The sequence below is a fragment of the Microbispora sp. H13382 genome (assembly GCF_014161445.1).
Taxonomy (GTDB): Bacteria; Actinomycetota; Actinomycetes; order Streptosporangiales; family Streptosporangiaceae; genus Microbispora.
Map to the genome: position 1 here is coordinate 44,105 of NZ_JABBXA010000007.1, position 23,406 is coordinate 67,510.

General features: G+C 73.7%; 19 protein-coding genes. 10 read left to right on the forward strand and 9 right to left on the reverse strand.

Features of this window, described 5'->3' with window-relative positions:
• Window positions 1–4 precede the first annotated feature (4 nt).
• The 3 genes from cydB to HHX41_RS16115 all read left to right on the forward strand — a co-directional run bounded on the left by cydB (window position 5) and on the right by HHX41_RS16115 (window position 1,541).
• Window positions 5–916 carry a cytochrome d ubiquinol oxidase subunit II gene (cydB, locus tag HHX41_RS16105; RefSeq protein WP_169980341.1) on the forward strand — a complete coding sequence of 304 codons (912 nt, stop codon included), beginning with the start codon at window positions 5–7 and terminating at the stop codon, window positions 914–916.
• Window positions 917–1,000: 84 nt separating this feature from the next.
• Complete coding sequence (locus tag HHX41_RS16110; protein ID WP_182906607.1) at window positions 1,001–1,231, forward strand: hypothetical protein; 231 nt, start codon at window positions 1,001–1,003, stop codon at window positions 1,229–1,231.
• Between the two features lie 31 nt (window positions 1,232–1,262).
• Window positions 1,263–1,541, forward strand: a complete 279-nt coding sequence (locus HHX41_RS16115; protein WP_220504113.1) for a type II toxin-antitoxin system PemK/MazF family toxin — start codon at window positions 1,263–1,265, stop codon at window positions 1,539–1,541.
• A gap of 24 nt (window positions 1,542–1,565) precedes the next feature.
• Here the strand turns inward: HHX41_RS16115 and cutA are convergent, their stop codons facing one another.
• The 6 genes from cutA to HHX41_RS16145 form a co-directional block, all read right to left on the reverse strand.
• On the reverse strand, window positions 1,566–3,950 hold the full coding sequence (gene cutA / locus HHX41_RS16120; protein WP_182906609.1) for an aerobic carbon-monoxide dehydrogenase large subunit: 2,385 nt from the start codon (window positions 3,948–3,950) through the stop codon (window positions 1,566–1,568).
• Window positions 3,947–4,438 (reverse strand): (2Fe-2S)-binding protein, encoded by a 492-nt coding sequence (locus tag HHX41_RS16125; RefSeq protein WP_182906610.1) that lies wholly within the window; start codon window positions 4,436–4,438, stop codon window positions 3,947–3,949. Before HHX41_RS16125 ends, cutA begins: the two co-directional genes overlap by 4 nt.
• Window positions 4,435–5,310, reverse strand: a complete 876-nt coding sequence (locus HHX41_RS41795) for a xanthine dehydrogenase family protein subunit M (RefSeq protein WP_182906611.1) — start codon at window positions 5,308–5,310, stop codon at window positions 4,435–4,437. The genes HHX41_RS16125 and HHX41_RS41795 overlap by 4 nt, the downstream gene beginning before the upstream one ends.
• A gap of 54 nt (window positions 5,311–5,364) precedes the next feature.
• On the reverse strand, window positions 5,365–6,747 hold the full coding sequence (locus tag HHX41_RS16135; RefSeq protein WP_169980329.1) for a uracil-xanthine permease family protein: 1,383 nt from the start codon (window positions 6,745–6,747) through the stop codon (window positions 5,365–5,367).
• A 147-nt stretch (window positions 6,748–6,894) separates the two neighbouring features.
• The gene (locus HHX41_RS16140) at window positions 6,895–7,122 is read right to left on the reverse strand and encodes an RNA-binding S4 domain-containing protein (RefSeq protein WP_310742008.1); all 228 of its coding nucleotides are present in this window, start codon (window positions 7,120–7,122) and stop codon (window positions 6,895–6,897) included.
• A gap of 88 nt (window positions 7,123–7,210) precedes the next feature.
• Window positions 7,211–8,788, reverse strand: a complete 1,578-nt coding sequence (locus HHX41_RS16145; protein WP_169980759.1) for a PucR family transcriptional regulator — start codon at window positions 8,786–8,788, stop codon at window positions 7,211–7,213.
• 312 nt (window positions 8,789–9,100) lie between these two features.
• Between HHX41_RS16145 and HHX41_RS41800 the strand changes: the two genes are divergently transcribed.
• The 4 genes from HHX41_RS41800 to HHX41_RS39710 all read left to right on the forward strand — a co-directional run bounded on the left by HHX41_RS41800 (window position 9,101) and on the right by HHX41_RS39710 (window position 15,114).
• On the forward strand, window positions 9,101–10,003 hold the full coding sequence (locus HHX41_RS41800) for a DUF2877 domain-containing protein (RefSeq protein ID WP_169980327.1): 903 nt from the start codon (window positions 9,101–9,103) through the stop codon (window positions 10,001–10,003).
• Window positions 10,000–11,412, forward strand: a complete 1,413-nt coding sequence (locus HHX41_RS16155) for an FdrA family protein (RefSeq protein WP_310742009.1) — start codon at window positions 10,000–10,002, stop codon at window positions 11,410–11,412. Before HHX41_RS41800 ends, HHX41_RS16155 begins: the two co-directional genes overlap by 4 nt.
• 34 nt (window positions 11,413–11,446) lie before the next feature.
• On the forward strand, window positions 11,447–12,832 hold the full coding sequence (locus tag HHX41_RS16160) for a DUF1116 domain-containing protein (RefSeq protein WP_182906612.1): 1,386 nt from the start codon (window positions 11,447–11,449) through the stop codon (window positions 12,830–12,832).
• Between the two features lie 197 nt (window positions 12,833–13,029).
• Window positions 13,030–15,114 carry a protein kinase domain-containing protein gene (locus HHX41_RS39710; RefSeq protein ID WP_310742010.1) on the forward strand — a complete coding sequence of 695 codons (2,085 nt, stop codon included), beginning with the start codon at window positions 13,030–13,032 and terminating at the stop codon, window positions 15,112–15,114.
• A gap of 12 nt (window positions 15,115–15,126) precedes the next feature.
• On the opposite strand, the gene HHX41_RS16170 is transcribed toward HHX41_RS39710, so the two are convergent.
• The 3 genes from HHX41_RS16170 to HHX41_RS16180 form a co-directional block, all read right to left on the reverse strand.
• Complete coding sequence (locus HHX41_RS16170) at window positions 15,127–16,731, reverse strand: bifunctional 3'-5' exonuclease/DNA polymerase (RefSeq protein WP_182906797.1); 1,605 nt, start codon at window positions 16,729–16,731, stop codon at window positions 15,127–15,129.
• Window positions 16,732–17,069: 338 nt separating this feature from the next.
• A complete protein-coding gene (locus tag HHX41_RS16175; protein ID WP_182906613.1) occupies window positions 17,070–18,569 on the reverse strand; it encodes a metallophosphoesterase in 1,500 nt (499 codons plus the stop codon).
• Window positions 18,570–18,588: 19 nt separating this feature from the next.
• Window positions 18,589–20,187 carry an FAD-binding oxidoreductase gene (locus tag HHX41_RS16180; RefSeq protein WP_259401016.1) on the reverse strand — a complete coding sequence of 533 codons (1,599 nt, stop codon included), beginning with the start codon at window positions 20,185–20,187 and terminating at the stop codon, window positions 18,589–18,591.
• Between the two features lie 57 nt (window positions 20,188–20,244).
• Here HHX41_RS16180 and HHX41_RS16185 point away from each other — a divergent pair, with 57 nt between their 5' ends.
• The 3 genes from HHX41_RS16185 (at window position 20,245) to HHX41_RS16195 (ending at window position 23,319) form a co-directional block, all read left to right on the forward strand.
• A complete protein-coding gene (locus HHX41_RS16185) occupies window positions 20,245–21,789 on the forward strand; it encodes a glycerol-3-phosphate dehydrogenase/oxidase (protein ID WP_182906614.1) in 1,545 nt (514 codons plus the stop codon).
• A 193-nt stretch (window positions 21,790–21,982) separates the two neighbouring features.
• On the forward strand, window positions 21,983–22,888 hold the full coding sequence (locus HHX41_RS16190; RefSeq protein WP_182906615.1) for a sucrase ferredoxin: 906 nt from the start codon (window positions 21,983–21,985) through the stop codon (window positions 22,886–22,888).
• Window positions 22,889–23,004: 116 nt separating this feature from the next.
• Window positions 23,005–23,319: a WhiB family transcriptional regulator gene (locus HHX41_RS16195; protein WP_076434697.1), complete on the forward strand. Its 315-nt coding sequence runs from the start codon at window positions 23,005–23,007 to the stop codon at window positions 23,317–23,319.
• Window positions 23,320–23,406: the final 87 nt, after the last annotated feature.

Below are 23,406 nucleotides of genomic sequence, written 5' to 3' on the forward strand. Positions count from 1 at the left end.
CGAGATGACGACCTTCTGGTTCATCGTGATCGCGTTCCTCTGGACGGGCTACTTCGTCCTGGAGGGGTTCGACTTCGGCGTGGGCGCGCTGCTGCCGCTGCTGTCGCGGTCGGAGGCCGACCGCAAGCAGGTGCTGGGCACCATCGGGCCGGTCTGGGACGGCAACGAGGTGTGGCTGATCACCGCGATCGGGGCGATGTTCGCCGCCTTCCCTGCGTGGTACTCCGGCCTGCTGAGCGGCTTCTACCTGGCGGTCTTCCTCGTCATCACCGGCCTGATCGTCCGCGGGGTGGGCCTGGAGTGGCGGGGAAAGGTCCACTCCCGGCGCGAGGTCGCGCTGTGCGACGCCGGGATCGTCACCGGCAGCGTGCTGCCGGCGTTCCTGTGGGGCGCGATCTTCGGCAACCTGTTGTTCGGCACGGCGCTGGCGACCGTGCTCGGTGGGGCCCTGTCGCTGTCGGTGGCCGTGCTGCACGGCGCGGTGTTCGTCGCGCTCAAGACGACCGGCGCGGTCCGCGCCCGCGCCCGCCGCGCCGCGCTGCTCGCGGCCGTCGGCGCGGTGCCTGTCGCGATCGGCACGCTGCCGTCCGTGCCCGGCAAGGGGCCGATGTGGACGCTGGGGACGGCGCTGCTCGCCGCGTCGGCGCTGGCGGCCGGGGTGACGCTGGTGTGGGGCCGCCGTGAGGGCTGGGCCTTCACCGCGACCGCCACGTCGATCGCCGCGACGACGGCCACCGTCTTCGGCGTGCTGTGGTCGGCCCCGCTGCCCGGGCTCACGCTGGCCGAGGCGGCCTCGGCGCCGTACACGCTGACCGTGCTCACCTGGATCGGCCTGATCGCCCTGCCGGGCGTCATCGCCTACCAGGCCTGGACCTACTGGGTCTTCCGCAAGCGCCTCACCGCCCAGGTGTCCTGATCGTCTTCCGCAGACACGGAGCGCACTCGATCTCTCACGGATCGTCCAGAAGGCCTGCGGGAGACCGTGCCGTACGCTGAAGATATGAGCGTGGTTACCTTTCAGGCCGATCCGCGCACCGAAGCCGCGCTGGCCGAACTCACAGCCGATGGGCAGGCGCCCGACGAGGTCATTCGCGAAGCGATCGTGATGGCATGGCGGCTGCGGCGCGCGGAAACGGCGCGCCGGGAGGCCCTCGCCGCCGCGGGTGATCCGGACGATCGCGAGGAAGCGCGAGCGATCATGCGTGACATGGAGTCTCTGCGTGCGTGGTGACGTCCACCGTCTCCGCTCCGCTCGGGACACCATGAAGCACGAGCAGAGCGGCGAGCGGTTCGCCGTAGTGATCCAATCCGACTTCATTCCGGCCCTGTCGACCCTGCTCGTCGCTCCGACCTCCACGAGCGCTCGGCCCACATCCTTCCGGCCTGAGATCGAACTGTTGGGCAAGTCGACGCGAATCGTGCTGGAACAGACCGCCGCGGTCGCACCGGAGCGGCTCGGCTCCTTCGCCGGCCGGCTCTCCCCCGCCGAGTTGCTCGAAGTCGACGAAGCGCTCCACCTCCTGCTTGGGCTGGTCCGCTGAAGGCAGCCCGCGCAGGACTGGCCCCTAGCGCGTGAGACGCAGGTGGTGGAGGTCGGAGGGGGAGATGGGCATCCGGTCGATCGTGATGCCCTCGGCGTCCTCGACCGCAGAGGCGATGACGGCGGAGACGGGAATCACCCCGGCCTCCCCCGCGCCCTTGATCCCGAGCGGGTTCAGCGGCGAGGGCGTCTCCAGGTGGGCCGTCTCGATGCGCGGCACCTCCGTGGCGTACGGCATCAGGAAGTCCATGAACGAGGCGTTCAGCAACTGGCCGTGCTCGTCGTAGACCATCTTCTCGTACAGCGCACCGCCGACGCCCTGGGCGACCCCGCCGTGGATCTGCCCCTCGACGATCATCGGGTTGATCAGCTTCCCGCAGTCGTGGACGACGGCGTACCGCAGGATCCTGATCTCGGCGGTGTCGGGGTCGGTCTCCACGATCGCCGCGTGCATGCCGGCCGCGAAGGTGGATCTGACCGGCGAATAGTAGTCACGGCCCTCCAGCCCGGGCTCCTCGCCCTCGGCCACCGGCGGCCGGTCGTCGGAGGCGGGCCCGGCGAACTGTGTGGCCCGCTTGGCCTCCTCGTCGAAGGCGTACCGCAGCGGGTTGGACAGCACGGCGACGGTCGCCAGCGGGATCGACGCCGACGGCACGCCGGCGACGTGGATCTTCCCGTCGGTGATCTCCAGGTCGCGCGGGTCGGCCTCCAGTGCCTCCGCCGCGATCCGCAGCGCCTTCTCCCTGACCTTCCGGCAGGCGAGCGCGATCGCGTTGCCGCTCATCACGGCCGCCCGTGAGGCGAAGGTTCCCACGGCGTACCCGAAGCGGCGGGTGTCGCCGGTGACCACCGACACCTTCTCGATCGGCACGCCGAGCTCGGTGGCGGCGATCTGCGCGAACACCGTCTCGTGCCCCTGCCCCTGGGAGGTGAGGCCCGTCGAGACGTGCACCCGGCCGTCGGAGGTGATCTGCACGTGCCCGCCCTCGTACGGGCCGACGCCGGTGCCCTCGACGTAGCAGCCGACGCCGATGCCGATCCTGCGCCCCTCGGCCGCCGCGCGGGCCTTCTCCTCGGCGAAGGAGTCCCAGCCGATCAGCTCCTTGAGCATGCGCAGCGCCTCGGGGTAGTCGCCGCTGTCGTAGATCAGCGGACGCCCGTCCTGGAACGTCAGGCCCTGGTCGTAGGGGAACTCGTCCGGCTGGATGAAGTTCGCCGCGCGGACCTGCGTGCGGTCCCTCCCGAGGTACGCGGCGATCTTGTCCATCGTCCGCTCCATGCAGAACACGCCCTGCGGGCGGCCCGCGCCCCGGTAGGGCGTGACCTGCACGGTGTTGGTGTAGATCGAGGAGAACTCGACCCGGTAGGCCCCCACCTTGTACGGCCCGAGCAGCTGGGTCGAGGTGATGATCGGCACGATGATCCCGTACGGCGTGTAGGCGCCGTGGTCGTGCAGGATCTCCACCTCCAGGCCGAGGACGCGCCCGTCGTCGTCGAACCCGACCCGCACGTGCTGGACCTGGCCGCGCTCGTGCGACGACGAGACGAAGTGCTCGCGCCGGTCCTCGGTCCACTTCACCTCGCGGTGCAGCAGCCGGGCCGCCCACGGCACGAGGATCTCCTCGGGCCATGGGTGGACGATCTTGACGCCGAATCCGCCGCCGACGTCCGGCGCGATGACCTCCACCTTGGGCAGCGGCAGCCCGAGCTTGGCCGCGATCGCCATCCGCACGCTCGTGGAGGTCTGCGTGGAGGAGTAGACGCGCAGCGAGCCGTCGTCGGCGTCCCACCGCGCGTACACGCCCTTCCCCTCCAAGGGGGTGCACGCGCTGCGCTCGACGTCGAGGCGGAACTCCAGCCGGTGCGGGGCCGCCTCGACCGCCTCCCGCGCCGTCACGCCGCCGTGACCCGGCACCTCCTGGACGAGGTGCGCGCCGACGTTGCCCGGCACGTCCTCGTGCACGAGGTGGACACCGCGTACGGCCTCCTCGATGCCCACCACCGGCTTGAGGATCTCGTAGCCGACCCGGATCAGCGCGCAGGCGTCCTCGGCGAGGTAGCGGTCGCGGGCGACGACCATGACGACCGGCTCCCCGACGTGCCGGACGATCTCCCGGGCCAGCGGGTACGCCGTACGGCCGTGCGTGAGCGCGGGGTGCGGGATCAGCAGCGGCAGCGGCTCGGCCAGCGCCCCCGGCAGGTCCTCCCAGGTGTAGATCGCGACCAGGCCCTCCACGTCGAGGGCGGCCGACACGTCGACGTCGAGGATCCGCGCGTGGGCGTGCGGCGACCTGACGAAGGCGGCGGCCAGCGCACCCGCGCCGAGGTCGTCGAGGTAGCGGCCCTGACCGGTGATGAGCCGGGCGTCCTCACGCCGCCGGACCGGCTCGCCGAACAGCCTGGTCGTCACCGGTCCTCCTCCGCCTGCAGCTCGGCCGCCCGGTGGACGGCTTTGAGGATGTTCTGGTAGCCGGTGCACCGGCACAGGTTGCCCGCCACGGCCTCCAGCGCCTCCTCCTCGGACGGGGCGGGGTTGTCCCGGAGGAACGCGGTGACGGTGCACAGGAAGCCCGGCGTGCAGAACCCGCACTGCAGGGCGTGGCACTCGGTGAAGGCCCGCTGGACCGGCGACGGTTCGCCGCCGCCGCGGGCCAGGCCCTCCACCGTCGTGATCTCGTGGCCGTCCGCCGTGACGGCGAACGTGAGACACGAACGGACCGGCTCGCCGTCCAGCAACACCGTGCAGGCGCCGCAGACGCCGTGCTCGCAGCCCACGTGGGTGCCGGTGAGGCCGAGGTCGTGGCGCAGGCAGTCGGACAGCAGCCGCCGCCCGGGCACCTCCGCCTCATGCAGGACCCCGTTGACCGTCAGCGTCACCCGATGGCGCGTCTCGTTCACGCTTCCTCCCCGTGGGCCGCCGCGGCGGCGTCCCGCAGCGCCCGTACGGCGAGCACCCCGGTGAGGTGCCGCCGGTAGTCCGCCGTCGCGTGGATGTCGCCCTCCGGCTCGACGCGGTCCCGTACGGCGGCCGCCGCGGCCTCCCAGTCGGCCGACGCGGCGGGCCGCGGTCCGCAGGCCGCGGTCACGTCCACGACCACCGGGACGGGTCCCACGCTCACGCAGGCGACGCGGGCGGCGGCGACCCGGAGGTCCTCGTCCAACGTGACGGCGGCGGCGACCCCGGCCACCGCGTAGTCGCCGTGCCGCCGGGCCACCTCGTGGAAGGCCGTGCCCGACCGGGCGGGCAGCGCCGGGAAGAACGCCGACACGGCCAGCTCGCCCGGCCGCAGCGCCGACTCCATGGGACCGGTGAAGAACTCCGCGGCCGGCACCTCCCGCTCCCCGCCCCGGCTCGCCAGCCGTACGGACCCGCCGAGCAGGGCGAGGACGGCCGGCATCTCGGCGGAGGGGTCGGCGTGCACCAGGCTGCCCACCACCGTGCCGCGGTTGCGGATCACGGGATGGGCGACCAGCCGCAGCGCCTGGCGCAGCAGCGGCAGCGCGGCGGCGGCCTCCGGCGAGCGTTCCACGGCGGCGTGCCGGGCCAGGGCCCCGACGCGTACGCCGGGCGGGCCGGCCTCGATCCCGTCGAGGCCGGGCACGCGGTTCACGTCGACGATGTGGGCGGGCGCGGCCAGCCGCATGTTGAGCAGCGGGATCAGGCTCTGGCCGCCCGCCAGCACCTTCCCGTCCGGCCCGGCCTCGGCGAGGACGTCCAGCGCCTCGCCGAGGGTGGCCGGGCCGTGGTAGTCGAACGGGGGCGGCTTCACAGTGCCCGCACCCGCGGCTCCCGCCGCTCGGACCTCACCGGCGGCTCCCGCCGCTCAGACGGCGGGGTCGCGTTCGAACCCGATCTCCCCACCCGAGACCTCCTTCGCTGGTCTGCGCGCGATGGCGCGCAGCAGGTGATAGCCGGCGAGCACCACGATCGTCCCAAGCGCGATGCCGGCGAGCGAGAAGTCGCCGGTGATCTGGTGGGTGACCGGGCCGATCGCGAGGATGATCCCCGCGCCGATCGGCACCATGTTCACCGGGTCGGCGAAGTCCACCCGGTTCTCCACCCAGATCTTCGCGCCGAGCAGACCGATCATGCCGTACAGGATGACCGTGACGCCGCCGAGCACGCCGCCGGGCGTGGCGGCGATCAGCGCGCCGAACTTGGGGCACAGGCCGAACAGGATCGCGATGACCGCGGCGATGTAGTAGGCGGCCGTCGAGTAGACCCGCGTGGCCGCCATGACGCCGATGTTCTCGGCGTACGTCGTGGTGGGCGAGCCGCCGACCGCGGTCGCGACCGCGGTGCCGACGCCGTCGGCGATGACGGCCCTGCCCATCTGGGGGTCGACGTCGGCGCCGGTCATCTGGCCCACCGCCTTGACGTGGCCGACGTTCTCCGCGATCAGGGCGATCACGGCGGGCAGCACGACCAGCACGGCCGACGCCTGGAACGACGGCGCGTGGAAGTGCGGCAGCCCGATCCAGTCGGCGTCGGCGACGGCCTGGAAGCTCACCCGGGGGTGCGTGTCGATCTTCCCGGTGCCCGCGTTGTAGGCGGTGATGTTCCCCAGGACCTTGTCGGCGAGCCAGGACAGGACGAACCCGAAGACGAGCCCGAGCAGCACGCCGATCCGGCCGAGGAAACCGCGGAACAGCACGATGAACACGAACGTCGCGACCATCGTGATCAGCGCGATCCACGGGTCCTGCGGCCAATAGACGTCGGCCACGACGTACGCCAGGCCGAAGCCGATCAGCATGACCACCGCGCCGGTCACGACCGGAGGGAAGACGCGGTGGATGATCTGCACGCCGAGCACGTGGATCGCCACACCGCACAGGGCGAGCACCAGGCCGGCGACGAGGATCGCGCCGGTCACGACCTGGTCGGCCGCCGGGGTGTCGCCGCCGAACGCCGCCCGCACGGCCACCACGCCGCCGACGAACGACGCCGACGTGCCCAGGTAGCTGGGGATCCGCCCCTGGGTGAACAGCAGGAACAGGATCGTCGCGACGCCCGACATCATCACGGCCGTGTTCGGGTCCAGCCCCATGACGAGGGGGAACACGAAGGTCGCGCCGAACATGGCGATCACGTGCTGGGCGCCGATGCCGACCATGCGCGGCCAGCTCAGCCTCTCGTCGGGTTTGACGACGTCCCCGGGCGCCAGCCCTCTCCCGTCGCCGTGCACTGTCCATCTGAAAGCCATTTACGCCCCTCTTGCTACTGGGCCGTGGGCCGGTCGGCCACCCCGCAGGCGTCCCTCCGCGGCGCTTCTAGACCGTTTGGGGCACTTTAGGACTGGCGTGCGCGACAGACATTGGCATGATCTGCCAAACCCACGGACTCCGGGGCGTCACACCACGCGGATCGTGTACCCGTCTCCGGTGACGACCTGGCCCGCCCGGATTTTGCAGGCCTTGCGCAGCTCCACGCGTCCGTCGACGCGCACCCGGCCCTCGGCGACGAGGTGCTTGGCGGCGCCGCCGCTGTCGGCGATCTGGCAGAACTTGAGGAGATCGCAGAGCGGGATGTGGTCGCCGTCCAGCTCGAAGGTGATGGCAGGGGCCTTCGCATCGTTCACGCCGCCAGCTTAGGCAGTCGCGACGACGACAACGCGGCGAGGCGCCGCCTGGGCGACCGCAGTAGGCAAGAGATCTAAGGGGCACGACCTAGATACCCCGCATGCGCAGCACGTGCAGGGCGAGGGTGAGGTTGAGCCGCAGGTGCGCGTCCTCGGTGAAGTTGCCCAGCATGCGCTCCAGCTTCCCGATCCGGTAGCGCAGCGTGTTGTAGTGGAAGTGCAGCCGGCGCGCGGTCTCGGCGACGTTGAGGTTGGTCTCCAGCAACGCCTGCAGGGTGCGCCGCAGGTCGGCGTTCTCGGCGTCGTCGTCCCCCGCCAGCGGGCCCAGGGTCTCCCGGACGAAGGCGTGCAGCTCGTCGGTGTCGTTCACCAGCGAGAGCAGCCGGTAGACCCCCAGCTCGTCGAAGTGGGCGACCGCGCCCGCCCCATGAAGCTGGCGGCCCACCCTGGCGGCCTTCAGCGCCTGGCCGTACGCGCCGGGCAGGGCGTCCACGCCGGAGGCGACCCGGCTGAGGCCGGTGGAGAACGTGCCGTCGGAGACGGCGGCGAGCGCGTCCCTGGCCACTCTGGCCGGATCGGCGGCCGCCCCGACGATCGCCACGACCTCGTGGGAGAAGCCGGCGACCGCGCCGCGCGGGTCGTGCTTGCGCACCGACGCCTGCCACGCCGCCAGCATGCGGTCCTGAAGCGGCCGTTCCTCGGCGTCGGGGTCGATCTCGGCGACCAGCACGCTCACCGGGCGCTCCAGGTCCCAGCCGAACGCCTGGGCGCGCTCGGCCACCCGCAGCCCGCCCCTGCCGGTGAGCACGTCCCGCAGGAAGTCCGCGCGGTACTTGCTCTCGACGGCGGTGACCGCCTCCTGCTTGGTGATCACCAGCGCGGCGACGGTCGCGGCGCGCTCCAGGATCCCGATGTCGCTGGGAGTCAGCGTGCCGTGGGCGCTGTAGGCCGCGATCCTCCCGTGGTGGTGCCCGCCCGCGACGATCGGGACGGCGGCGTGGTGCCCGTCGCCGCCGGCGGGCGGGGCGGCCGGCGTCCGCGCGAGGGCCGCGTTGATCTCCCGCAGCCGGGCCACCTGCGCGGGCTCCCCCGCGGTGGCGAGGAAGTGGCCTGCGGCGTCGGCCGCCCCCACGGCCACCTGCAGCAGCCCGGCCACCTCCGCCGTGACCTCACGCATCCCGCCCCCCGCGAGCACGATCTGCACGAGCGCCCGGTGCGCCTCCTCAGTGCGGGCGAGGATCGCCGCCTGCCGGTTGAGGATGTCGGTGAGCACCTGGTTGAGGATGTCGTCGAAGCCGACGTCGTTGGGCAGCAGGATGAGCGGGAAGCCCAGCCGGTCGGCCTGCTCGACCATCTCCCCCGGGAGCTCGTCCAGATAGCGGCCGAGCTTGATCGCCAGAGCGGCCAGGCCGCGCTCGTCCAGGTCGGCCACGAGCCGGTCGAGCGACTGCGGCGTGTTGCGCAGCGGGTAGCCCGTGGTGAGCAGCAGCTCGTGCGGCTTCACCCAGGCGAGGATGTCGGGCACCTCCATCACGTTGAGGCGCTGCACGATGCGGTCGAGGCCGCCCCGGCCGGCGATCAGGCGGGCGTCCGCCAGCGTCGAGACTCCGAGCACCTCCCCCACCGACACGCCGTGGAGGATCGTTCCGGTGCTCGCCAGGCGCATCGCGGGCGGGGCCGGGTCGTTCTGCAATGCCGTCTCCGGTCCTGCTTGCCGAAGGGGGTCCCGACGTCCTCGGTCACCGCTCCTCCTCATTGGTCGCTCACCGCTCCTCGTTCGCTACGCGGGCCGCTCGTACCTCGCGGACCACTCCGCTCACTGCGTCGGGCTCGCTCCGGGGACGTCTCACGCCGATTGTGCCCGAGCACCGGTCCTGTCAGGAAGAGCCAAGCATTCGGCCGACTGTTGGCATCTTTCTCCGTACGGAGGGGGGAGACCGGGCTTTAGCGTCGGCAACGACTGGCTTCGGGAGGTCCGGTGAGTGTTGGCACGCGCCCGAGAGCGCGGGCGGCGGCGCCCGCGTCCCGCCCCCCGGCGGCCCCCGCCTACGTGAGCGGCGCCGCGAGTACGGCCGTACGGCCCGCGCTCGAGGCGCCCCGCCGTCCGGCCCGGGTGCTCGCGGCCTTTCCCCTCGCGCTCTACCTGGAGATCAGGAGCGAGACCGAGCCGCACGTCGTCGCCGTGGTGACGGGCGAGGCGACCCGCCTGCCCAACGCCGTGGTGCTCGCCGGGCCCGTCGAAGGGGTGTCGGCGGGCGACGACGCCTGGGTCGGGGAGGGCTCCGTCGAGGTCGGCGGCCTGTCGATCCGCGTGCGCCGCTGGTGGGACCCCGCTCCCCCGCTCGCCCCCGCCGACCCCGTACGGCTCGCGGCCGCGCCCGGACTGCTCGGCCGCGCCCGCGCGGCCTCGCCCCGGCGGCCGGGGCTGGACCCGGGCGGTGCCCCGGCGCTGCTGGAGCACGGCTGCCTGGCGGGTTCGCTGCTGGACAGCATCACCGCGGCCGAGCGGCTGATCGGCCTCGGCCCGGGACTGACCCCGAGCGGCGACGACATGATCGCCGGCCTGCTGGTCGCGCTGCGGCATCTCGGCGCGGCGGCGGACGTGCCGCGCGCCGTCTGGCTCGCGGACTGGCTGGCCGCCGCCGTCACCTACGACGCCCGCACCCGGACCACCCCCGTCTCGGCCACCCTGCTGCACTGCGCCGCGAGGGGCGAGGCGAGCCCGGAGGTCACCGGGGTGCTGCGCGGCGTGGCCGGGCACCAGCCGCTCGATCCGGCCGTGCACCGCCTGCTCCGCCTCGGCCACACCTCGGGCGCCGACCTGGCGTGGGGCGTGCAGATCGGCCTGTCCGCCGTACTCGCCCTTCGGGAGGGCCGGTGAACGACCTGGTCGAGGTACGCCCCGGGGTCTACCGCGACTCCGTGACGCTGATGCGGGTGAGCCGGGCCCTCACCGGACAGCCCGGAGTGACCGTCGCCGTCGTCGCGATGGCCACGGAGCTCAACACGGCTCTCGCCCGCGATCTCGGCTTCGCGGTGCCGCCCGCGACGCCCGGCGACCTGCTGGTGGCGGTGCGGGCCTCCTCCCCCGCGGAGCTGGAGGACGCCGCCGCCGAACTGGAACGACAGCTCGCCGCACGGGCGCCGGCGAGCGGGACGCGGGACGAGGCGCCGCCGCGCACCACCCGGTCGGCGGCGCGGGCCTTCGAGGCGACGCTGGCGCTGGTGAGCGTGCCGGGCGAGCACGCCTTCGCCGAGGCGCTCGACGCCGTGGAGGCCGGGCTCTCTGTAATGATCTTCAGTGACAACGTGCCGGTGGAGCAGGAGATCCTGCTCAAGGACCGGGCGCGGGCCAAGGGTGTGCTCGTGATGGGGCCCGACTGCGGCACCGCGGTCGTCGGCGGGGCCGGCCTGGGCTTCGCCAACGTCCTGCGCCCCGGGCCGGTGGGCGTCGTGGCCGCCTCGGGAACGGGCGCGCAGCAGGTGACGAGCCTGCTCGACCTCGCCGGCGTCGGCGTGTCCCACGTGCTCGGCGTGGGCGGCAGGGACCTGTCCGCCGAGGTGGGCGGGCGCTCGGCGGTGCAGGCTCTGCGCGCGCTCGACGAGGACCCGGCGACCGAGCTGATCGTGCTGGTCTCCAAGCCTCCCGCCCCCGAGGTGGCCCGCGCCGTACGGGACCTCGACCTGGCGACGCCGGTCGTCGCCGCGCTGCTCGGGCCGGGGCAGGACGACCTGACCACCGCCGCGGAGAAGGTGCTGCGCGCCCTCGGCCGCGACGTGCCCGAGTGGCCCTCCTGGCCCGCCCCCGTCACCCCGGCGGCCCGGCCCCCCGCGCCGCACGGCGCGGACGCGGCGGGCGAGGGCGTGGCGGCGCGGCGCGGGCCTCTGCGGGGGCTCTACGCCGGCGGCACACTGTGCGCGGAGGCCGCCCTGGTCGCGGGCGACGGCGAGTTCACCGACTTCGGCGACGACTCCTACACCCGGGGCCGGGCCCATCCGATGATCGACCCGGCGCTGCGCCTGGAGGCGCTGCGCGGCGTCGCCTCCGGCGTCGTGCTGATGGACGTCGTGCTCGGGCACGGCGCCGATCCCGACCCGTCCTCCTGGCTCGCGCCCGCCGTGCGCGAGGCCGTGGCCAGGGGCGTGGACGTGGTCGTGGCCCTCGTCGGCACCGACGGCGACCCGCAGGGGCTGCGTGCCCAGGCCGCCCGGCTCAACGAGGCCGGGGCGGTGGTCTTCACCTCCAACGCCGCGGCCGCCCGGCACGCCCGCCTCCTGGCGGGCGGATGACGGGCGTGGCCGCGCCGACCATGATCGGAGCCCGATGACCCTCTCCATGCTGTACGGCGAGCCGCGGGTGGTCACCGTGGGGGCGCAGGTTCTGGGCGAGGCGCTGGACCGGCAGGCCGTGCCACGGTGTGAGGTCGACTGGCGGCCACCGCTGCCGGGCACCTCCGCGGCCCTCGCCCGGGTGCTCGCCGACCCCCGCCGCGAGGGCGCCAACGCCACCGCCGTCGGCAGGATGCTGTCGGCGCGGCCGATGCTGACCGGCGTGCGTCCGGCACGTGCGGTCCTGGGCCTGCGGGCCGGGGAGTTCTTCCACGCCGGCCCGCCGGTCACCTGGGAGCGCGCCTCCGGCCCGATGCGCGGGGCGCTCGCCGGGGCGATGCTGTTCGAGGGCCTGGCCGCCACTCCCGAGGAGGCGGAGGACCGCCTGGCCTCCGGCGCGGGGATCAGCCTCGACCCCTGTCACCACCACCGCACGGTCGGCCCCATGGCGGGCGTCGTCAGCCCGTCGATGTGGATGCTTGAGGTGACCGACGCCGAGCACGGCGGCACGGCGTACTGCTCGCTGAACGAGGGGCTGGGCAAGGTCCTGCGCTACGGCGCGTACGGACCCGAGGTCATCGGGCGGCTGCGCTGGATGGGCGAGGTGCTCGGGCCGGTGCTGGCGGCGGCGCTGGAGCGCTGCGGCCCGCTCGACCTGCGCACGCTCATCGCCCAGGCGCTGCAGATGGGCGACGAGCTGCACAATCGCAACCGCGCGGCGACGTCCCTGCTGGTACGCGAGATCGCGCCCGCGATCGTGGAGGCCGCTCCGGACCGCGCGGCCGAGGTGCTGCGTTTCATCAATGGAAATGATCATTTCTTCCTGAACGCGGGAATGGCGGCGGCGAAAGTCAGTGCCGACGCGGCCCGCGGCGTACCCGGATCGAGCCTGGTCGTGGCCATGGCGCGCAATGGAACGGATTTCGGAATACAGGTGTCGGGCCTCGGCGACCGGTGGTTCACCGGCCCTGCCGGGGTGCCCGACGGCCTGTACCTCGGGGGGTACGGCCCGGACGACGCCAATCCCGACATCGGCGACTCCACGATCACCGAGACGGCGGGCCTGGGCGGCTTCGCGATGGCGGCGGCCCCCGCGATCGTCCGGTTCGTCGGCGGCGAGGTGTCCGACGCCGTCGCGGCCACGACCTCGATGTACGAGATCACCATGGCCGAGCACCCGGCGTACCAGATTCCCGGGCTGGGCTTCCGCGGCACGCCGGCCGGCATCGACGTGGCGCTCGTGGCCAGAACCGGTTCGCTGCCCGTCGTCAACACCGGAATCGCCGGCAGGATCGCGGGAACCGGGCAGGTGGGAGCGGGTCTGGTGAGCCCGCCGGCCGAGGCCTTCACGGCCGCTCTCGACGCGCTGGCGGATGCGTGAATTCCCTTTGACCGTCATCAGACCGTAATATCGTCGTCAACCTCAGATATCCGATGCAATTCGCACGGTCCGTTCGGGGGATCTTGCGGATCGAGCGTGAATTGGGGACCTTATCTATGACGACGGATCGCCTGCTCGGTATGGTCCCCCCTATGCCAGAGGGTCAGGGACCTGTGGGCCGAGTCCCCTCCGGGGGCGTGCCCGAAGGGCAGGGACGTCTCGTCGGCCGGCGCTACCGGCTGCTGTCCCCGGTGGGCCGCGGCGGCATGGGGATGGTCTGGCACGCCCACGACGTGCTGCTGGACCGGGACGTCGCGGTCAAGGAGCTGCTCCTGCCGTTCGGGCTCGACCCCGCCGGCGCGCAGACGGCGCATCGGCGGGTGCTGCGCGAGGCGCGCTCGGCCGCCCGGCTCAGCCATCCCGGCATCGTCACCGTCCACGACGTCGTGGAGGAGGACGGGCGGCCGTGGATCGTCATGGAGCTCGTCCGCGCCTGGTCCCTGGAACAGGCCGTGCGGCAGAGCGGGCCGCTGCCGGTCGTGCAGGCCGCCGAGATCGGCATCCGGGTGCTCGACGCGCTGCGCCACGCCCACGCCGCCGGCATCCTCCACCGGGACGTGAAGCCCGGCAACGTGCTGCTCACCGCCGACCGCGTGGTGCTCACCGACTTCGGCATCGCCGCCATAGAGGGCGACGTCACGATCACGCAGACCGGGCTGCTGATGGGCTCACCGGCGTACATCCCGCCGGAGCGCCTGCAGGGCCGCCCGATCACCCATGCCGCCGACCTGTGGTCCTTCGGCGCGACGCTGTACGCCGCCGTGGAGGGCCGCCCGCCGTACGAGGGACCGGACGCGGTCGCCGTGCTCGGCGCGGTGCTGACGCAGGAGCCCAACCGGCCTCGCCGGGCGGGGGCGCTGCTGCCGGTCATCGAGGGCCTGCTCCGCAAGAACCCGGCCGACCGCCTTCCGGCCGCGCAGGTCGCGGAGATGCTGGAGCGCGTGCTGCACAGCCACGGCGCCGGGCTGCCTGGCCGCGCGGGGACGCCGTCCTTGGTGCCGACGCCGCAGGACTCCACGCCCGCGGGCCTGCTTCCGCCGCTCGACATCCCCTCGGGGCCGCTGCCCTCGCGCATCATCGAGACGCCCTCGGGGCCGGTCCGCGTGCCGCTCACGGCGGAGAGCGTGCCCGGCGGCGCCGCGGCGCGCCCCGCCGGGTCCCACTCCGTGGACGCCCGGCCCGACGAGCCCGCGTACGAGCCTCCGGGCGCGTTCGGGCCCGTGGCCGCCTTCGGGCAGATGCCCTCCCCCGACATGGCCTTCGACCCGCTGTCGTCCCCCTCGGGGTCGACGCACGCGCCGGAACGGCCGAAGGAGGCCATGTGGCCGACGCCCACCTCGGGTGACATGCCCGGCGATCTGGGCGCGACCGCGCAGCCGCCGCACCGGCCGGGACAGTACGCGTCCCCTGCCGCGCAGGCCTTCCCAGCACAGGCCGGCGCAGCACAGGGCGGCGCGGCGCAAACCGGTGCGGTGCAGGCCGGTGCGGTGCAGGCCACCGGCTCCGAACCGGCCGCGGAGGCCACGGGCCCGCACCGGCCCGGGGTCGGGCGCAGGCGCAAGGAGCGGGCCGACGAGGTCCCCGGCTCCGACGGCCGGTCGAAGCTCCTCCTGGCCGTGGCCGGCGTGGCCGTGGTCGCGGTCATCGTCGCGATCGTGCTCGTGCTGCTGCCGAGCGGTCCGGACGACGACGAGACCGTGGCCGCCCGGCCGGACACCACGACGGCGGCGGCGACCTCCTCGGCCGGGACGAGCGACGCGCCGTCCGAGCGCCCGCTGTCGGCCGTACGCGTGCCCGAGGGCTACCGCCAGGTGACCGAGGGCGGCGTGTCGCTGGCGGTGCCGAAGGAGTGGTCCGCCACGGTCGAGGACGGGGCCGTCAGGCTCACGGGCCCGAAGGACAGCGGGCAGAGCATCACGATCAAGAGGATCCCGGACGGCGGCCTCACGGCGCTGCGGGCCGCCGAGCAGAACCTCGACATCAAGGACTTCACCGACTACACGCAGATCCAGCTGCGCCAGGTGGACTACCGCTACCCCGCGGCCGACTGGGAGTACACCTACACCAACACCAGCGAGGTCACCGTCCACGCGGTGATCCGGTATGTGGAGGCGACCGGCGGGCGCGCCTACGCGATCATGTTCGCCTCGCCCGACTTCGACTGGAACGAGTCCGCCGCACCGGTGCGGCAGGCCCTCTGGAGCACCTTCCGCCCCGCGTGACCCCGGCAGGGGTCACTTCGCGTCGGCGTAGCAGCTGACGGCCACCGCCTCCATCGGGAAGCGGACCGTGGTGTCGCCGAACAGCAGCCGGGTCGCCTCCTCCGCCGCCTGCCCCACGGCCTCGCGGACCTCGCCGGCCAGGCCGAGCGGGCAGTGCACCATCACCTCGTCGTGCTGGAAGAACACCAGCCTCGCCGCGTCGGGCAGGAGCCCCCGCAGCACCGCCAGGAGCGTCAGCGCCCACTCGGCCGCCGTGGCCTGCACGACGAAGTTGCGGGTGAACCTTCCCCGGTCCCTGGCCGCCCGGGCGCCCTCGGGACCCGCCACCAGGCGCCGCCACCGCTCGGACGGGGGCGGGCAGGTGCGGCCCAGCCACGAGCGCACCAGCCGCCCCTCCTCCCCCGCGCGGGCCGCGTCCTCCACGAACGCGTACGCCTTGGGGAACCGCTGCCGCATGACGGCAAGCAGCTTGGAGGCGTCGCCGCTGGTCCCCCCGTACATCGCGGACAGCATCGCGATCTTGGCCGACTCGCGGACCCCGCCGAACGCCTGGGCCAGCGCGGCGTACAGGTCGATCTCCCCGGCGGCCCGCGCGAGCCCCCGGTCGCCGGACAGCGCGGCCAGCACCCGGGGTTCGAGTTGCGCGGCGTCGGCCACCACGAGCGTCCAGCCGTCGTCGGCCACCACGACCCTGCGCATCACCTTGGGGATCTGCAGCGCCCCGCCGCCGCTGGTGGCCCACCTGCCGCTCACCACTCCGCCCACGACGTACTCGGCGCGGAAGCGGTGGCCGCTGACCCACTGCGCGGCCCAGGTCCAGCCGTGGAAGCTGTGCAGGCGGGCCAGCTCCTTGTACGCCAGCAACGGCGCGACGGCCGGGTGGTCGACCGTCTTCAGCACATGGGAGCGGGTGGACGGGATCTCGATCCCCGTGGTCTTGAACGCCCGGACGATCTGCTGCGGGGAGTCGGGGTTGACGAGGTGGCCGAAGGCGGCCGAAACCTCGTCGGCCAGCGCCTGGAGCTTCGCGGGCCGCATGCCGTGGGCGGGCCGGGGCCCGAGCACGTCGGTCAGCAGCGCGTCGTGGACGTCCTCCCGCCACGGCATGCCCTCGTGGGCCATCTCGGCGGCGACCAGCGCACCGGCCGACTCGGCGGCGACGAGCAGGCGGAACCGCCCCGGATCGGGCGTACGCGCGATCCGGCGGCGCTGGTCCTCGAACACCTCGGCGACCATGTCGGCCTCGGGGACGTCATGCCCGGGCGGCGCGGGCTCGAACAGGCTCGCCTGCGTGCCGCCCGCCTGATGCCCCTCTGCGGCCTCGTGGGGGTCGTCGGGCACGGGGAGGCCGTGCAGGCGCGCGTAGGCCGCACGGACCTGCCTGGGCTCTCCGTAACGGCCGTCGGCCGCCAGCAGCAGTCCCTCGGTCAGCGCGACGTCGTGACAGCGCGACAGCCGTACGCCGGCGGACAGGAGCGCCGGGTAGACGCGGCGCGCGTCGGCCCACACCCAGCGGGGCCGTGCGGCGGCCTCCAGCGACCGCACGGCCACGGCGAGATCGGGCACCCTGATCGCGTGCCCCCCGTGCGCCTGCGGCCTCCACGGCGCCCCGGGCACCCCGAATTCACCGGCGCCCCCGGAATCACCGGACTCCCCGAGGTCACCGCGTCCCCCGGAAGCAGGCCCCCCGAGATCACCGAGCCTCCCGAATTCACCGAGCCTCCCGAGATCGCCGAGCCTCCCGAGATCGCCGAGCTGCCCGTGCTCTCCGAGGGGCCGGATCGTCCCGCCTCCTTCGGCGTCGGCCGCGACCACAACGTGCACTCCACCAGCGTGCCAGGCGTCACCGACAGTTCACCCGCCGGTCGGTCCCGCCGCCCGCCCCGTGGCCGGTCCCGCCGTCACGCCCCGTGGCCGGTCCCGCCGCCCGCCGTCCGCGAGGACGCCGTACGAGGTCAGAGCGGGATCTCGACCTCGTCCTCCAGCGGGGGCTCCTCCTCCTGCGGGAGGCAGCCGGTGGCGGCGAAGCAGCGCAGCCGGAGTGTGTCCCCGGTGACCGACAGGTGGAGGAAGCTCTTGAAGAAGGGCGGGGTGTCCCAGTCGGACAGTTCGGAGATGTACCGGTGGAAGACCCGGCCCACCGGCAGGCGGAACGGCATCGGCCAGCCGCCGAGCAGCCGGGCCGCCCACCTCACCCGCGCGCCAATCGGCGCTCCCGGCGTGGGCCGGGGCGGGGCGTTGCCGATCCGCCGGGACATCAGGGCCAGCCCCTCCTCCGGCGTGATGTACAGCCCGCGCAGCCGCAGCCTCCTGCTGTAGAGCAGGCTGTAGAACGACAGCGAGTCGCCGCGCAGCGGATAGCACTTGAAGTCGTCCTCGTGGACGCCGCCGGCGTCCACCCGGGGGATGGTGTGGGTCGCGTGCATGAACGCCCCGCCGCCCCCGGACACGACGTACTGGATGAGCCGCCCCTCCGCCCGGACCGGGTAGCGCTGGTAGTTGTGCACGTCGCCGCCGATGGCCGCGACGTAGTTGTGCGCGGGGTCGCGGACCACCTCGTCCACCGTGCCGCCGCCCTCGATGGGACAGGGATGGTAGGCGTTGTTGACGTAGATCGGCTTGCCGGTGATCAGGATCTTCGGGCGGGGGCCGGCGGAGACCCGGCGCAACCACTCGCCCTGCTCGCGGTCGAGCGTGCCCTTGATGCCGGTGTCGATGCCCACGAGCAGCAGGCGTCCGGTGTCGAGCACCCAGTACGGCCCCGGCAGCGCCGGGCCGGGGTCGGCCCGCATCTTCCTGGCCTCGGCGAGGGCGTCCTCGTCGATCGTCTCGGGCTTCTTCCACAGCAGCCCGCGCAGCCCGCCGGGCGACAACCGGAATCCCCTGCGCTCGGCGGACAGGGGGCGGGCGTCGCAGAAGACCCGCATGAAGCCGCCGAGCCCGTCGTACCAGTCGTGGTTGCCGGGCACGGCGAAGATCGGGGCCGGGTAGTCCTTGTACGCCCGGAAGAACTTGTCGCGGTACTCGTTGCCCGAGCCGGTCGGGTAGATCACGTCGCTCGCGATGACGGCGAACGAGGTGCCCTCGCCGAGTTTGAGCATCCCGGGCACCACCGCGTACTGCGAGGCGTCGCCCTCTCCGGTGTCGCCGAGCACCAGGAACGAGAACTCCTCGCCCAGGTCGAGGCGCACCCGGAAGTCCTCGTCGACGCCGCGCTCGCGCTGCGATGCCAGCCAGCGGCGGCGCACCTGCGGCGAGGGGTCGCCGAACAGCTGGGCGAGGACCTCGTTGCGCGAGCGCCACAGCGTCGCGGGGTTCAGCCAGCTGAAGGAGTTCCGGTCGGGCCGCAGCGCGTCGAAGGAGCCGATTTCCTGGCAGTCCCAGCCCGCTCCGGCCTGCGACACCCGTGACGAGACCTGCTTCCCCCGCGCGGCGGCCGCGCCCACATCGACCATGGGAACAATCTTGGCGTCTCTAGGGGATAAGCACACCCGGGTTGAGGATCCCGGCGGGGTCGAGCCGTTCCTTGATCCCCCGCAGGATCTCGCCGCCCAGGTCGCCGATCTCCGCGGCGTACGCCTCGCGGTGGTCGCGGCCGACGCCGTGGTGGTGTGAGATCGTGCCGCCCGCCTGCACGATCGCCTCGTTCGCGGCGTGCTTGGCCGCCGCCCACTGCGCGAGCGGGTCGGCGGTCTGCGCGGTCACCACGGTGAAGTACAGCGAGGCCCCCGTGGCGTAGACGTGGGAGATGTGGCACATGACCAGGGGCGAGCCCAGCGCGCCGAGCAGGGCGAGCCGTACGGCGTCGTACAGGCGCGGCAGGTTCGACCAGAAGCCGGCGGTCTCCAGCGTCTCCACGGTCGCCCCGGCGGCCAGCAGGGAGTCACGCAGGTAGGGCGCGGAGAACCGGCCCTGCGCCCACTTCTCCCCCGGCTCCGGTCCCAGGTGGACGCCGCCCGCCTCGGCCAGCACGGCGGCGGCCCGGTCCCGCCGGTGGGCCACGTCGCCCGGGGCGCCCTCGAAGCCCGCCACCAGCAGGCAGCCGGAGTCGCGGCCGGCCGCGCCGAGATCGGCGGGCTTCGCCAGCCCGACCATGGTCTCGGTCTCGTCCGACAGCCGCAGCACCGTGGGGGGCGGGCCCTCCTGCGCGAGCCGCCGCACGGCCGCCGTCCCCGCCGCGAAGCTCCCGAACCGCCAGCCCTCGTACGCCCTGACGGCCGGAGTGCGGTGCACCCGCAGCCGCAGCGAGGTGATCACCCCGAGGGCGCCCTCGGAGCCCAGGAACACCTGGCGCAGGTCGGGGCCGGCGGCCGACCTGGGCGCGCGGCCGATCTCCAGCGTGCCCCGGGGCGTCGCGACGGTCAGACCGGCGACCATGTCGTCGAACCTGCCGTACCCGGCCGAGGCCTGCCCACTGGACCTGGCCGCCGCGAACCCGCCGAGCGTCGCGTACTCGTACGACTGGGGGAAGTGCCCGAGCGTCAGCCCGTGCCCCGCGAGCAGCTGCTCGGCCTGCGGCGCGCGCAGGCCCGGCTCCAGCTCCGCGACCATGGACACGGGGTCGACGGAGACGAGCCGGTTGAGCCTGGCCAGATCCAGCGCGACCACGCCCGCGAAGCCGTGCCGGGCCGCGACGAGCCCGCCGACCACCGAGGTGCCGCCGCCGAACGGCACCACGGCCACCCGGTGCTCCGCGCACAGGCGCAGCACGGCGGCCACCTCGTCGTGAGAGCCGGGGAGCACGACGGCGTCGGGCGCGTCCGAGGCGTCCCCCGCGCGCATGAGCAGCAGGTCGGGGGTGGACTTGCCCCGGGTGTGGCGGATGCGGGCGTCGTCGTCGGCTCGCACGTGCTCGTCCCCCACCACGGTGGCCAGCGCGGCCAGGACGGGCGGCGGCAGCGCCACGGGCGGCAGCCGCACCTCGCCGAACGTCGCCGCCGGCACGGCGGGTGCCCGGACGCCGAGGAGCTCGGCGAGCAGGTCACGCACCGGCGCGGGGAGCTCGGCGGCCTTGGCGGGATCGCCCCAGCCCGACCAGAGCATGGGTTCCGCCGAGGTGAGAGGGGTTTCCATGTCCGTGACGCCTCCAGGTAGGTTACTCAAGAGTAATCCCCAAGTAGTGGAGAGGGCATGAACTCCTCACTCAATGCCGCCAGGCGCCTCTGGGAGCTCGGTGAGGCGCGCACGGACGTCGTCGACGTGCTCGTGGTCGGCCTGGGGGCGACGGGGGCCGGAGCGGCGCTCGACGCCGCCTCACGCGGGCTGTCGGTGGCCGCCGTGGACGCTCACGACCTGGCGTTCGGCACCTCCCGGTGGAGCTCGAAGCTGATCCACGGCGGGCTGCGCTACCTCGCGAGCGGGCAGGTCGGCGTGGCCCGGGAGAGCGCGGTGGAGCGCGACGCCCTGCTGCGCTTCACCGCGCCCCATCTGGTCTCCGCCCACCCGTACCTGCTGCCGCTGACGCCGGCCGTCCCCCGGGCCCGGGCCGCGACCGTCATGGCGGGCTACCGCCTGGGCGACGCGCTGCGGGCCGCCGCGGGCACGCCGCGGCGGCTGCTGCCGGGGCCCACCCGGCTGGGGGCGGAGCGGGCCCTCACGCTCGCCCCGGCCCTGCGCGCGGACGGCCTGCGCGGGGCGCTGCTGTCGTGGGACGGCCGGGTGGTGGACGACGCCCGCCTGGTCGTCGCGCTGGCACGGACGGCCGCCGCCCACGGCGCGCGGATCCTCACCCGCTGCCGGGCGCTGACCCTGGCGGGGGACGGCGCCCGGGTGCGTGACGAGCTGACCGGCGAGGAGTTCGACATCCGGGCCCGCGCGGTGATCAACGCGACCGGCGTGTGGGCCGGTGGGCTGACGCCATCGGTGGCGCTGCGCCCCTCACGGGGCACGCACCTCGTGCTGCGCCCCGGGGCGCTCGGCGCGCTGCGCGCGGGGCTGCACGTGCCGATCCCCGGCGAGCGCGCCCGCTTCGCGCTGGTGCTCCCCCAGGCCGACGGGCGCGTCTACGCCGGGCTGACCGACGAACCGCTGGACGGCCCGATCCCCGACGTCCCCGAGGCGCCCGAGAGCGACGTCGCGTTCCTGCTCGAGGTCCTCGGGACGGCACTGGACCGGCCGCTGTCCCGCGCGGACGTCGCCGGTGCCTTCGCCGGGCTGCGGCCCCTGGTCGACACGACCGACACGACCGACACGACCGACACGACCGACACGACCGGCGCGCGGGCCTCCGCCGGCGGGCCGACGGCCGACCTGTCCCGCCGCCACGCCGTACTGCGCTCGCCGGACGGCGTCGTGACGGTCGTGGGCGGGAAGCTCACCACCTACCGGCGGATGGCCGAGGACGCCGTCGACGCCGCGTGCCCCCACGCGCGTGCGAGCCGTACGGCGCGGCTGCCCCTCGTGGGGGCCGGACCGGTGCGGCCGGGCACGCCCGGGCGGCTGGCCCGCAGGTACGGCTCGGAGGCCTGGGCGCTGCGCGAGCTGATGCGCGCGGACCCGGCGCTGGCCGAGCCGGTGGCGCTGGGGATCACCCGGGCCGAACTGGTGTGGGCCGTGCGTCACGAGGGCGCTTTGGACACCGCCGACCTGCTGGACCGGCGGACGAGGATCGGCCTGGTTCCCGAGGACCGGGCGGCGGCCCTCCCCGCCGCCGAGGCCGCCCTCGCCTACTCCTGACGCGCGGCCGCGTCCGCACCGCCGCTCGCCCTCGGCCTGAGTACGACGCCCTCGTGCCGCGGATTCGGACGGCCACGGCTGCATCCGGACAATTATGGATTTAATGGGGATTTGCAGCCCTGCCTCCGCACCCTCTTCCACAAGTCGCTAAGGTAAGTCTTACCTAAGAAACGCGAGAGAAGGACGGGACCGGATGGCCAACGGGTGCGAGCACCCCGCCGCCTGCCACTCGGGGGAGGCGCCGATCCTGGCGAGCGCGACCAAGAAGGGCCGTTTCTGGCTGCTCATCGAGCACGCGGGGCCCTGGGCCGCGGAGCTGGAGGAGTGCCGGCTGCCCGAGGATGTCCACCGGCTGGTCTCCCGCGCCAGGGCACTGGACATCCGGCCGCAGCTGATCCGCCGGCCCGGCCGCCGCGAGGCCCTCACCGGCCCCCTGCACGTCTACGTCGCCGCCGCCGCGGTGGACCACCCGTGGCTCGCGGAGGGCTTCCTGGAGCGCCCCGACGATCTTGACCTGGGCGCACTCGTGCACGGAGTGGTTCCGGAGTCCTGCATACTGGTGAACGAGCCGATGTACCTGGTCTGCACGCACGGCAGGCACAACGCGTGCTGTGCGCGCCTCGGACTCCCGCTGGCCCGGTTCCTGGACGAGAACCTGCCCGGCGAAGTGTGGGAAACCACACATGTCGGCGGCGATCGATACGCCGCCAACCTCGTATGCTTGCCACACGGGCTTTACTACGGCAGCATGTCTCAGGCTGCTGCGATCGCGGCGGCAAACGCGTACCGGCACGGCGAGGTCGTCCTCGACCGTTTCCGGGGACGCGCGGGTATCCCTGAGCCACTGCAGGCCGCCGAGCACTTCGTCCGGGCGCATACCGGCGAGATCTCGGTCGGCGGGGTGGCCGTGGAATCCTCCCGGTCGGTTGACGACACCACGATCTGCGTCGTGCGGCGCACGACGGAGCGTGGGACGTCGCGATTCCGGGTCGTGGTCGAACCCGCGGTGTTCACGGCACCGTGCGGAATGACTTGCGCCGACGGAATCCCGACCTACAGGTTGGCCGAACTGAGCGAGCTCACGCCGGTATTGACCTGAGGGCTCCTGCCTGGAGCCGGGAACACCACGGCCTATCCCGGCGTTGGCACAAGGGACGCCACAAGCGTCCAAAGCGGCACGAACACTGAAATACCTCTCACCAAAGGTGGTTTCTCATGTCTCAGGTACGTCGGCAGCTCGCCCGCCCGCGCCCCAGCTGGGGTTGGCAGGATGATGCCGCGTGCCGGGGAGAGGACCTGGTGCTGTTCTTCGGTCCTGACGGTGAGCGTCAGCCCGAGCGCGACATCCGGGAGCGCAAGGCCAAGGCCATCTGCGCCCAGTGTCCTGTGCGAGCGGAGTGCCTCGACTACGCGCTCTCCCGGCCGGAGAAGTACGGCACGTGGGGCGGCCTCAACGAGGACGAGCGCGCGTCCGAGCGTCGCCGCCGTATGCGCCGCGCCGCCAGCGCCGGCATCAGCGCCGTCGCCTGAGCGTTTTCCCCTTCCCCGACACGCGTCACCGCTGGGCGCCCCGCGTGCCGTCCCCCGAAGAGGACGGCGCACCCGGGGCGCCCTTCG

Excerpts from the sequence above, each read along its gene's own strand:
- cydB (WP_169980341.1), top strand. The coding sequence starts at position 5 with ATGACGACCTTCTGGTTCATCGTGATCGCGTTCCTCTGGACGGGCTAC.
- HHX41_RS16110 (WP_182906607.1), top strand. The coding sequence starts at position 1,001 with ATGAGCGTGGTTACCTTTCAGGCCGATCCGCGCACCGAAGCCGCGCTG.
- HHX41_RS16115 (WP_220504113.1), top strand. The coding sequence starts at position 1,263 with ATGAAGCACGAGCAGAGCGGCGAGCGGTTCGCCGTAGTGATCCAATCC.
- HHX41_RS16135 (WP_169980329.1), bottom strand. The coding sequence starts at position 6,747 with ATGGCTTTCAGATGGACAGTGCACGGCGACGGGAGAGGGCTGGCGCCC.
- HHX41_RS16145 (WP_169980759.1), bottom strand. The coding sequence starts at position 8,788 with ATGCGCCTGGCGAGCACCGGAACGATCCTCCACGGCGTGTCGGTGGGG.
- HHX41_RS16160 (WP_182906612.1), top strand. The coding sequence starts at position 11,447 with ATGACCCTCTCCATGCTGTACGGCGAGCCGCGGGTGGTCACCGTGGGG.
- HHX41_RS16175 (WP_182906613.1), bottom strand. The coding sequence starts at position 18,569 with ATGGTCGATGTGGGCGCGGCCGCCGCGCGGGGGAAGCAGGTCTCGTCA.
- HHX41_RS16180 (WP_259401016.1), bottom strand. The coding sequence starts at position 20,187 with ATGGAAACCCCTCTCACCTCGGCGGAACCCATGCTCTGGTCGGGCTGG.
- HHX41_RS16185 (WP_182906614.1), top strand. The coding sequence starts at position 20,245 with ATGAACTCCTCACTCAATGCCGCCAGGCGCCTCTGGGAGCTCGGTGAG.
- HHX41_RS16190 (WP_182906615.1), top strand. The coding sequence starts at position 21,983 with ATGGCCAACGGGTGCGAGCACCCCGCCGCCTGCCACTCGGGGGAGGCG.
- HHX41_RS16195 (WP_076434697.1), top strand. The coding sequence starts at position 23,005 with ATGTCTCAGGTACGTCGGCAGCTCGCCCGCCCGCGCCCCAGCTGGGGT.